This window comes from Nostoc flagelliforme FACHB-838 (assembly GCF_014698065.1).
Taxonomy (GTDB): domain Bacteria; phylum Cyanobacteriota; class Cyanobacteriia; order Cyanobacteriales; family Nostocaceae; genus Nostoc; species Nostoc flagelliforme_B.
In genome coordinates, this window is sequence record NZ_JACJSI010000219.1 from 1 (window position 1) to 9,830 (window position 9,830).

The 9,830-nt window shown below is 40.5% G+C and carries 12 protein-coding genes and 1 pseudogene; 4 read left to right on the top strand and 9 right to left on the bottom strand.

Annotated elements, in window-relative coordinates; all coding sequences use genetic code 11:
* Positions 1-197: 197 nt before the first annotated feature.
* From H6G97_RS37950 to H6G97_RS37965, 4 genes are all read right to left on the bottom strand, one after another.
* Entirely contained in the window at positions 198-470 is a 273-nt protein-coding gene (locus H6G97_RS37950; RefSeq protein ID WP_190945853.1) for a hypothetical protein, read from the bottom strand.
* A complete protein-coding gene (locus tag H6G97_RS37955; RefSeq protein ID WP_190945854.1) occupies positions 467-1,075 on the bottom strand; it encodes a ParA family protein in 609 nt (202 codons plus the stop codon). The genes H6G97_RS37950 and H6G97_RS37955 overlap by 4 nt, the downstream gene beginning before the upstream one ends.
* A gap of 122 nt (positions 1,076-1,197) precedes the next feature.
* Complete coding sequence (locus H6G97_RS37960; protein ID WP_190945855.1) at positions 1,198-1,572, bottom strand: hypothetical protein; 375 nt, start codon at positions 1,570-1,572, stop codon at positions 1,198-1,200.
* Between the two features lie 6 nt (positions 1,573-1,578).
* Complete coding sequence (locus H6G97_RS37965; RefSeq protein ID WP_190945856.1) at positions 1,579-2,073, bottom strand: hypothetical protein; 495 nt, start codon at positions 2,071-2,073, stop codon at positions 1,579-1,581.
* A 271-nt stretch (positions 2,074-2,344) separates the two neighbouring features.
* On the opposite strand from H6G97_RS37965, the gene H6G97_RS37970 reads away from it, so the two are divergent.
* On the top strand, positions 2,345-2,800 hold the full coding sequence (locus H6G97_RS37970) for a hypothetical protein (protein WP_190945857.1): 456 nt from the start codon (positions 2,345-2,347) through the stop codon (positions 2,798-2,800).
* Here the strand turns inward: H6G97_RS37970 and H6G97_RS37975 are convergent.
* Complete coding sequence (locus tag H6G97_RS37975) at positions 2,797-3,348, bottom strand: tyrosine-type recombinase/integrase (protein WP_190945858.1); 552 nt, start codon at positions 3,346-3,348, stop codon at positions 2,797-2,799. The two genes, H6G97_RS37970 and H6G97_RS37975, sit on opposite strands and share 4 nt — an antisense overlap.
* Before the next feature lie 49 nt (positions 3,349-3,397).
* On the opposite strand from H6G97_RS37975, the gene H6G97_RS55035 reads away from it, so the two are divergent.
* From H6G97_RS55035 to H6G97_RS37985, 3 genes are all read left to right on the top strand, one after another.
* A complete protein-coding gene (locus H6G97_RS55035) occupies positions 3,398-3,520 on the top strand; it encodes a hypothetical protein (RefSeq protein WP_277883397.1) in 123 nt (40 codons plus the stop codon).
* Between the two features lie 510 nt (positions 3,521-4,030).
* The gene (locus H6G97_RS37980) at positions 4,031-4,252 is read left to right on the top strand and encodes a hypothetical protein (RefSeq protein WP_190945859.1); all 222 of its coding nucleotides are present in this window, start codon (positions 4,031-4,033) and stop codon (positions 4,250-4,252) included.
* 289 nt (positions 4,253-4,541) lie between these two features.
* Positions 4,542-6,938: a two-partner secretion domain-containing protein gene (locus H6G97_RS37985; protein WP_190945860.1), complete on the top strand. Its 2,397-nt coding sequence runs from the start codon at positions 4,542-4,544 to the stop codon at positions 6,936-6,938.
* A gap of 336 nt (positions 6,939-7,274) precedes the next feature.
* Here H6G97_RS37985 and H6G97_RS37990 read toward each other — a convergent pair whose 3' ends face one another.
* The 4 genes and pseudogenes from H6G97_RS37990 to H6G97_RS38005 all read right to left on the bottom strand — a co-directional run.
* Positions 7,275-7,769, bottom strand: coding sequence for a LuxR C-terminal-related transcriptional regulator (locus H6G97_RS37990; protein ID WP_242055834.1), 495 nt, complete (start codon positions 7,767-7,769; stop codon positions 7,275-7,277).
* Positions 7,770-8,001: 232 nt separating this feature from the next.
* The gene (locus tag H6G97_RS37995) at positions 8,002-8,826 is read right to left on the bottom strand and encodes an IS5 family transposase (protein WP_338421930.1); all 825 of its coding nucleotides are present in this window, start codon (positions 8,824-8,826) and stop codon (positions 8,002-8,004) included.
* 69 nt (positions 8,827-8,895) lie between these two features.
* Positions 8,896-9,066, bottom strand: a complete 171-nt coding sequence (locus H6G97_RS38000; RefSeq protein ID WP_242055835.1) for a helix-turn-helix domain-containing protein — start codon at positions 9,064-9,066, stop codon at positions 8,896-8,898.
* Positions 9,067-9,290: 224 nt separating this feature from the next.
* Positions 9,291-9,830, bottom strand: a pseudogene (locus H6G97_RS38005) (hypothetical protein); the annotation flags it as partial.

The following is a 9,830-nucleotide window of genomic DNA, read 5'->3' on the forward strand; positions in this document are numbered from 1 at the left end:
GGTTGCTGGGATATGCTTTACTCATGTCACTCTCTCGGTACTGTTTATTATCTATTCACAGCTTATACTGAGAGAGCTTTTTTACACCTTTTCCGACTTTTCAAACATCCTCTTAGAGATTGTGACTCATCTGGGCAACAAAGAAACGTTTCTCCTAAATTCATCCATGTCTATCCTGCCGCCCCTCTCCCTCATTGTTATGGTTTTCTTGCTTTCTGGTTTTCTGGTTCTCCAAACTTTTGGGTTAGCGCTTCAATAATGACGGAGGTTACAGTAATCCCTTGCTCTTTGGCTTTAGACATCCAGTAGCGACGTTGGGATATAGGGACTTTGACGCACAGATTGACCATCTGTTCAAGCTCTGGCTCTTGTGATGCTAAACCAGATATCTGGTCTGATGTATTTATGGCTTTCTGGTTTTCTGGTTCGGTTTCTCTGGCTTTTTTAATCAAATCACCGTACTTGCTCATTTCAAAATCTCCATAACTTCTTTACCTAGCGCGAGGTAATCAGCCCAAGCTGTTTTTAAACGTGAGTCATCAACATCCCGAATGGGGACACCAGCCATTGCTGCTTTCTCAAAGCCGACAGTTCGCCGGATCATTGCCTGAAATACGGGGATGCCTCCATTCAACAAATCCTGACGCAGTGTTTCACCTTCTTTACTGGGATAGGGAGGAACAATAGTCAGCAAGCAGCGATAGTTCGTCTCACCCAAATCTTTCACCATCAAAAGCATTGGCTCAAGGCTTACAATGTCCGGCTTTGTAGGCAGGATTAGAAGGTCACAACCTTTAGCTAATTCCTTTAGATCATCGGAGTCAGGTCTAGCTGGGGTGTCGATGACCACAAATTGAGCATCAGCAATTACTTTGAGGGCTTGGCGTTCGTCCACCGCAGGAAAGGGGAATGACCCGCGTTTTGACCAAGCCAGGGCTGTACGGTTCTGGTCGCCATCTACAAGAACTGTTTTACCAAGTTCACTAAAGAAGGTTGCAAGATGCACTGCTGTAGTGCTTTTCCCCACTCCTCCCTTGTACCCAGTGATAGTTATGATTTTCTTTGGACTGTCCATATTTCTGGTAAACCATAAATCTGGTTTTCTGGTTTTCTGACTTTTTGGCTTGGTCTAAATTATACTCATGAATGTACAGCAGTCACGTATATTTGTAGCCCACTCTTCCTTATTGGCACGAATTACGGTGTGGGTGCAGGACTTGGATGTTTGCCTGCGTAGTAGACAATGACTTTCAACTGTTGTTTATCAGGAACGTAAAATACTCTGTCCCCTTTTGTCACCTCGTATTCCCATGCCCCCTTGTAGAGTTTGCCCTTCAAAGGGAAAACACGCCCTGGCTGTCTAGTGGTTGGTGCAGTACATAAATCCTCATAACAGCGAAGGGTGTTTTCTGGATGGCGCTGCATTAAAGCTTCCCAATCCCGATTCACACGACGATTTTTTGCTACCACTAACCAAATGCTTTCTATCTCTTTTAATGCAGTAGCCGTCAGTTTGACGAATGGCGGCTCCACATTCTCTACTATTGGATTTTCTGAGGGATTGTCTGACATACTCTTTCATACAGCACTAAGAGCAGATGGTTTGGTTAATGGTACTTCATCAGTCTCGGCACTAAAAGCTGCTGCCAGTTCAGGACTAGCGATCGCAATGGCGCTTTCATGCCATTCATGGATGAGCGCGTCAATCATCTCCCATGCTGTGGTTGAAGAATCTATCAAACGAAAAGCCTCAGTTAGCTCTTTGATAAACTCTTGCAGATCATCCGACTCAAATGCGCTCAACCATCCATAAGGATGTTCAAAGCCGATTTTTTCCCCTAGTAATAAAGAAAAAGCGACGGTTAATGTTTCAAAAACAGCTTTACTTTGAGTAGCTGCCTTGACAAGAGAATTTACTTCCTCCCGGCGCAATAAGGCAAAAGACTGATCATTACGAGTAATTGTCACTGGACGTTCTAAAGCTTTGTCCAGAACTCGCCCAGGCTGACGATTCAACTCAGTGGCTGTAATTAGCTCATCTGAATAGATATTGCCAAAATTCCCCAGAGTCATAGGTTATGCGTTTTCAGGAAACGCCGATTCCAGAAAATTCATGAGTTTATACGTATAATTGTACGTACTATCCATAGCTGGGTCAATAGGGATTAAAACTCGCTGGCGCTTCCACTCCCTTCAGAAAAGAATGTTAGATTTGTAAATCCTCATATTTAGAGTAAAAGGGAAACTTTAAGCCCAGCCCTTGCGGGGTGATGACTCCAAAGGAATTGAGAGTTGGTTTTACCTTACAGTTCCCGTAGTAAATGAGAAAGAGGATAAATTAGACATGGGTGAAGCGAAACGACGCAAGAAAATAGACCCCAATTACGGCAAGTCTAAACGTCTTTCACTTTCAGATGAGTTAGCTTTTCTAACTAAAAAAATAGATGAATCAGCTTATTTGAATGAGGTCGAAGAATCTTTTTCTTATTTAATTTCTCATTTTCCGAGTTGTATGGAAGATATTAAGTCAGCATACGATAAAGCAGGTCAAAGCTTTGTAGAGCCTTGTGTGCTTGTTATTCCCGGTAAAGAGAGTTCTTTGGATATCATCGGAGCTAATTTTCAAGTTCTCTGCAAGATGAATAAAGATATTAATGCACGTCATACCTACGACCTAGGTAAAAATACTTTTATTCCTTGTTACCTTCATTCAATCGATATTCTTGCTCAGATAACTAAGAAAACTCCTAAAAATTATGAATTTCGATTAGTAATGCTCAAAACGTCTACCCCTGGCTAAAACCCAATCACCGAAACAGCCTTTCGTTTCTGCTCTGGTGTGACCTCCAGATAACGCTGCAACGTCCCCAGGTCACTGTGACCAGAGATTTCTTGAATCGTTCTCAAAGGTATCCCCGCGCTTGACATCTGCGTGAGGGCAGTTCGCCTAAACGAATGGGTGCTGACTCCCTCTACACCAATCCGCTTGCAGGCATCTCTTAGAATTTTGTCTGCCATGAATCGGGTCAGACGTTCAGTTACACCGCGCATACCTGGGAACATTACCCCGATTTTCGGTTGGTAATCAGCCAGTATTGTGGATAGTGCTGGTGGAATGTCTACAATCCGTGTTTTGTACTTGCCTTTCGTGGTACATTTTCGGAAAGTGATGGTTCCTGATTTGATATCAGTCTTTTTAAGGGCCAACGCTTCTGATACGCGACAACCAGTAAACAGGCAGATGCCAAACAGAGCGCGATCGCGGGGAGTGAGAAATCCCTCCGTGAATAATCGCTTTAATTCCTCTTGGCTTAGTATTTTGCCTTGTCCGTTGCCGCTAACCTTCATGTTTTCTACTTTCTAGGGGATTACACGTTTTACCTAAAACGTGTAACTAGTGACCCAAAGTATTGTAACTCCGTTAGCGTCACGAAAGCGATCGCTCCTCATTAATTCCAACTTATCAATCGCAACCGCTACAACCCGCATGATGGCGTTGGCTGATAAAATTAGCTTATGATTGCAGCACGTTGACCACTTGCAGGTATAATCTCTGCTCTGAAGCGACTGCTATATAGATAATCTTTTATTCACTCACCACCGTTGCTATATCCTTTGGTGCGGTGTCAAGAATTGCCAAAATTTTAGGAATCAGCACGCTTATATCTGCTAATCGATTCGACGGTGCTTGCAACACCAAAACAAGCTTTTTCTAGAACTGCCAAATTTTGCTGAAATGGCAGATTTCGATCCACGTATCCCGGCTGAACCCCACTTACACATATCTCGGCTCAATACCAAGGGGAAATACCGGAAGAATATGTATGAAGTTTTGTTACACAATGCGTAATTATTACTAGCCAAGCTGAATTTACAATTATTGGCATTCATGGAAGATTTAGAAACCTAATTCTTTCCTCCTCTAGACTTGATTGCTTTATTGGCAAACTGTACTAATCGAATTCTCGTTAATTTAGTACATCGCAAGATAAGTTCACACATCTACCAGTCTGCAAGAGAAGTAAAAGTTATGGATTCTCAAACATCCCAGCAACTACAAGATGAACAAATTCAAAACGAATCGGATGAAAGTGTAAATCACTCTAGCTTAAATACATCTGTTGAAAATTATGGTGTCACAGAAGAGAATTCTTTAGAGTTAAAAGTTCAAACGAAGTTCAAACTAATTAATTTAACTCAAAACTTCGCCTTAACAAGTTGCATTTGGTATCAAGGAAGACAAATATGTTAAGATTACTAACTTGAAATATCAATACTTCTCGGTTGAATGACACGCTCGTAAAATGTAAATCCTTCGATTCTGTGGTTCAATTGCCGCATCATTGTAGGATTTATCTGCGGGAACAGGCATTGTAGTAGTGATAAGATGCCGCGCATGGCTGAAGAGTGGTTTTTGAGTTGTAGCTTCTCCAAACAATAGCTCTACTACGGCAGCCCTATTTTTTCATACTCTGTTTTTGGTGAAGGTATTGATAATATAATTCTGTTGAGTTTTACAAATATTGGTACAAATATTGGGTATGAATAATCTGCGGTTATGGGTTCAAACAATTTTAATTATAACAAGCAGCGTAATAGGTTTATCCCCCAAAGCTGCTATTGCTCAAATTACTGCGGATACTACTCTTCCTAATAATTCTCAAGTTAACCCAATAGATCAGAATAATGTCATAACTATTGAAGGAGGGAGCTTATCATCAAATCAAAACAATCTCTTCCATAGTTTTCAAGATTTTTCTGTGCTTCCGAGAACTACAGTTAGATTTAATAATATTGAAAGTGTTCAGAATATTCTTGTGAGAATAACAGGAAATAATATTTCTGATATTCAAGGTACTATTAAAAGTCAATATGCTGCCAATCTGTTTTTGATTAATCCTAATGGCATTACTTTTGGTTCCAATGCTTCTTTACAAATTGGTGGCTCATTTATAGCAAGCACGGCAAATAGTTTAAATTTTGCTGATGGGACTAAGTTTAGTGCAACAGATTCTACAACACCTTTGCTGACAGTAAGTGTGCCGATTGGGTTACAATTTGGAGCAACTGCGGCTCCCATCCGTAATCAATCGCAAGCAAGTAATCCAGATGGCATCACAAATATCTCAGGGAACCGTGTTGGGTTAGAAGTTAAACCAGGTAAAACTTTAGCACTTATTGGTGGTGATATAATCCTTGAAGGTGGAAATTTAACAGCAGCGTCGGGGCGAATAGAGTTGGGAAGTGTAGCTGCTAACAACTTTGTGAGCTTAAATTTAACAAACCAAGATTGGATAGTGGGATATGAAAAAGTTGATAAATTCCAGAATATCCAATTCATAGAACGAACCATTAATGGTGCTGATATTGGTTCTGAGGTAGATGCTAGTGGTGAGGGTGGTGGCAGTATTCAAATACAAGGTAAAACTGTTGAATTAGCTGGAGATGGGGTTTTATTATCAACCCAGACTACAGGCGGCAGAAATGGTAAAGATTTAACAATTAATAGCAAAGATTTAATAGTTCGTGATGGAGCGCAAATAAGCACTGCTACAGCAGGTGTAGGCAATGGCGGAAATTTGTTCGTGAATGCTTCTGAATCTGTAGAAGTAATAGGTAGTAGCCCTTTCCCGAATAGTAATAATGTGATTCCTAGTGGATTATTTACTTCAACTGCCGCAGGTGGAAAGGCGGGTGATTTGGTAATTACCACTAAAATATTACGGATTGAAGATGGAGCGCAAGTATCAACAGTGTCGAATGGAATTGGGACGTTAGTAGGAGAAGGTGAGTTCCAGATAATACCGGCAACTGGAAGAGGAGGCGATTTAACTATCAATGCCTCCGAAGCGGTAGAAATCACAGGATTTTCAAAATATAAAGCTGAAACTGTTAGCAGTTTAGTGGCTTCAACTAATGGTTCTGGTGATGCCGGGAATGTGACAATCATTACAGGAAAATTGACTGTTGGGGACTATGCTGTTATCGGTGTAAACAGTCAATTTTCTAATTTTTCTTATGTTGGAGGTCTACCTAAGTTAGGTAGAGCAGGACAACTCAATGTAAATGCTCAGTCTATATTTCTCAATGACAAAGCACAACTGACATCGGAGAATCAATCAGGTCAAGGCGGCAATATCACACTACAAGTACAAGACTTATTACTGATGCGCCGCAACAGTCAAATATCCACTAACGCAGGTACGTCAGAGGCTGGTGGGGATGGCGGTGATATTACCATCAATGCGCCGTCGGGTTTCCTCGTTACTGTCCCCAGTGAAAATAACGATATCACGGCCAATGCTTTCTCAGGCTCTGGTGGTAAAGTTACAATCAACGCTAAAAGTATCTTTGGGTTTGTGCCGCGTACTCGTGCAGACTTAGTGAGGCTGTTAAACACTGAAGACCCAGAGCAACTAAAACCAAGTAACCTTCCAACTAGCGATATCACTGCATTTTCTCAGCAAAATCCTTCATTAAATGGCACAGTACAAATCAACTCACCAGATGCTGACCCCAGTAAAGGATTGGTTGAATTGCCTGTAAATGTGGTTGATGCTTCGCAACAAATTGTTGCTGATTGTAATTCTGGTGGAAAAATAGGAAGGAGTTCGTTTATTGTTACTGGGCGTGGAGGAGTGGTAGCCGATCCCACGCAGCCATTGATATCTGATGATGCGGTGCTGGCAGATTGGATCACACTCTCTCCAGAAAGTAAGAATCGTGCTGAGGGTACCCAGAACAGAGTGGTTGTTCAGAAGCAACGAAACACAGAAGAACAATCACAGAAAGTTAATTCTGTCAACGTCCCTACTGAAATTGTGGAAGCCCAAGGATGGGTTATAGATGCCAATGGTAACGTGGTTCTGGTTGCTCAAGCGCCAAATGCAAGACCTAATAGCCCGGCACTAGCTTCTGCAACTTGTGCTGCTCATTAGATAACTTGTAAAAATTTCACAGTTCTCAATGTCTTATACTTTTGGGCATTCTGTGTACGTCTGTCTGATTTGGGGCAATTTCGATGGTATTCGCATCTAGCCAAACTAAAGACTGTTCTCAACCAACTCATTAAACAGTCGCTTCAATTCCTCCGAACTGAAGCGTTGACCTTTGACTTTAAAGTTGGGCTATATCTCAATAATGACTGCCGATGTTCTGACGGTGCGTTGGAGGAATTGCAGCAACGATTGGGCTAGTTAGGGATATAGAGATTTTGTACAAAAATAAACCCCACCACTCCCCGACTAAATCCTTTCGCTATCCTCACCAATACATCATTCATTCACAATCAAGTTATAGTCGATATAACCAAGCATCGCCCCTCTTTTTATCGCCTCATAACGGTTCTTGACGTGCCATTTACTGTACAGATCACTGGCATAATGTTTGACTGTACTAACAGAGAGAAACATTTCTTTAGCAATCTGTTCAAAAACTAAACCCTGAGCCAGTAATCGCAGGACTTGTATTTGCCGCTCAGTGGGAGAGTCAAGCAAGTTTTTGTCAGCAAAATTAGGGTCGATATATCTGTTGTGATAAAGGCTTTCTAACAGTTTTTTAGCCAGCTTCGGGTCAAGTAGACATTCATTAAAGTAAGCTCTCTTGATGGCTAGTTCAATCAATTCTATATCAGCACTTTTGAGCATATAAGAATCAGCCCCATGACGGAAAGCCGAGTTAATAAAGTCTTCATGAGTCTGATTAGTAAAAATCACCACTTTACTATTAGTTTTGCTTTTAATTGAACGAGTAAGTTCTAAACCACTCATGTCGGGTAATAAGAACTCTTGCGTAAATATTTTGTGGTATAATTGAGGGTTATTTTATTTTAAATTTTGGGACATTGGAATAGTAAGAGGCTATCAATTTCTTCTAACAAGTATTATCTAACGATGCTTACGGCGGGCTGCGCCTACGCTAATTAAAAAGATGACAGGAAACATCATTTCAGTTATTGATTAATACTGAAACTATTGGATTAATTCGATTTTTTTATTTGATTTATAGTGCTAATTCGTGATTATAAATTCCCGCAATTAAATTCGACCTTAAGCCAAAACGTCGGTGACGGTTTCGATATCTATCAGACAAAATTTTAAATATCTTTAGACGACGATTTACATGTTCAACAGTAATTCTTAATCGATTGAGTTCTCGATTATATTTTTTCTGTTCTTTCGTCAACTTCTTTCCTTTTGGCTTTTTAATCGGTGTTTCACTCAATTGATGAATTTTATTAATTCCTTGATAGCCCTTATCCGCGATGACCTTAAGTAATTGTCCAAATTTTATCCCGCTATTTTTAAATAGCCTAAAATCATGGATTCTCCCCAAACCATGCGCTAAACAGATGACTTGACTAGTTTTTTGGTGGATAACTACCTGCGTTTTTAAAGTATGTTCTCCTTGCTTACCGCTAAAAAATCTTTTTTGCCCGGTATGAGGTCTTTCAATTGGGCTTTCCATCACATCCATCACTACCAAATCTTCTTGTGATGACATTTTCCATAATTTTTTCTTACCAGGCAGACTAAACTTTCTTGAACTAATTAGAATATTTTCAATTTTATAAACTGTTCGGCAAACTGCTGATTCTGAAAGTTCCCAGTCTAATCCAATATGATAATAAGTACGGTATTCTCTCCAATATTGGATCACCATTAAAACTTGGTCTTCAATAGTCAATTTAGGACGGCGACCAGGCTTCTTCTTTTTTTGAGCATCAGCTTTAACATCATCTTCCATTAATTCAAAGGTTTTACGGCTCACTCCAGTCATTCGCTTAAATTTTTTTGCAGTAAGCTGTTTGGCGTTCTCTATTTTCACTGCTCCTCAAAGTCCTAGTTGCAAATTACCAAATTCTCTATTATACCACAAAACACTTTTGCAAGAGTTCTATAGTAAATCAACTAACACAACATCAGGATTCATCTGTTCAATTAACTTAAACCCTAACTTTCCACTGGTAGCATCACCAGTTACTTCTATATCGGGAGATTGTGAAATAGCACCTTTGATGCCCAAGAGCGTAAATATTTCTGGTTCAATAATTACTATTCTCAGCATAATGTTGATAATCCTCTAATAATAAATGGTTGTTTTTTCGGTTATTTCTTATTGGTGTCTAGCGGACACGTACTAGACACTTGGTGTCTGGGCGGTGTCTGCTGTGGTGTCTGCTGGTGTCTATGCTAGATAAAGCTTTCAAGCTTTAGTGTCTGTGGTGTCCGGTGTCCAGTGTCCGCGAAAAAAGGGCGTTTTTGGGGCGAGACACTAGACACCCTTTGCAGTCAAATTTGATTAAGCTTGATAACACCCTCGCCTATCCAGTCCGCCAATCCTGCCCCCACAATTTCATACATCCAGCCCTTGATTTGCTCTACAGTGAATCTCTCACCGTTCACTTTAAAATTGCCCTTGAACTCTCTTACATCAGCTTCAATTCGTTCAGTTCTGGTGAGATATTCATACAGCTTTTGCCCCATTGGTGATAGTTTATTCGGTTCATCTTGGGTGTCACCTGCTTTGTTCCCAAGGTTGAATTCCAGTTCATAAATCCGCTCTAAAGTAGCTTTATCGATGGTTGGTGGTTCATTAACTGTTCTAGATTCATTAAGCCGGAAATCAATTCGCTTGTGGTCAAGTTTAGGCAGTTCAATATCAATCCATTGCCCATGCCCAGGTAATTTAATCTTGCCCTGACCACTAGCTTTAGCCTCTGTCGTAATTGGGTCAATAGTTGCGATTAGTTCTACTTCTAACAGTGCCGCATCTCGAAGTTTTGATAATCCTTTGGCTTTAGCTAAAATCTCCATTGTGCGGTCGTGAGC

What these genes read in the sequence shown, in the direction of transcription:
- H6G97_RS37990 (WP_242055834.1), bottom strand. Translation starts at nt 7,769, where the DNA reads ATGAGTGGTTTAGAACTTACTCGTTCAATTAAAAGCAAAACTAATAGT.
- H6G97_RS37950 (WP_190945853.1), bottom strand. Translation starts at nt 470, where the DNA reads ATGAGCAAGTACGGTGATTTGATTAAAAAAGCCAGAGAAACCGAACCA.
- H6G97_RS37960 (WP_190945855.1), bottom strand. Translation starts at nt 1,572, where the DNA reads ATGTCAGACAATCCCTCAGAAAATCCAATAGTAGAGAATGTGGAGCCG.
- H6G97_RS37955 (WP_190945854.1), bottom strand. Translation starts at nt 1,075, where the DNA reads ATGGACAGTCCAAAGAAAATCATAACTATCACTGGGTACAAGGGAGGA.
- H6G97_RS37970 (WP_190945857.1), top strand. Translation starts at nt 2,345, where the DNA reads ATGGGTGAAGCGAAACGACGCAAGAAAATAGACCCCAATTACGGCAAG.
- H6G97_RS37980 (WP_190945859.1), top strand. Translation starts at nt 4,031, where the DNA reads ATGGATTCTCAAACATCCCAGCAACTACAAGATGAACAAATTCAAAAC.
- H6G97_RS37965 (WP_190945856.1), bottom strand. Translation starts at nt 2,073, where the DNA reads ATGACTCTGGGGAATTTTGGCAATATCTATTCAGATGAGCTAATTACA.
- H6G97_RS37975 (WP_190945858.1), bottom strand. Translation starts at nt 3,348, where the DNA reads ATGAAGGTTAGCGGCAACGGACAAGGCAAAATACTAAGCCAAGAGGAA.
- H6G97_RS38000 (WP_242055835.1), bottom strand. Translation starts at nt 9,066, where the DNA reads ATGCTGAGAATAGTAATTATTGAACCAGAAATATTTACGCTCTTGGGC.
- H6G97_RS37985 (WP_190945860.1), top strand. Translation starts at nt 4,542, where the DNA reads ATGAATAATCTGCGGTTATGGGTTCAAACAATTTTAATTATAACAAGC.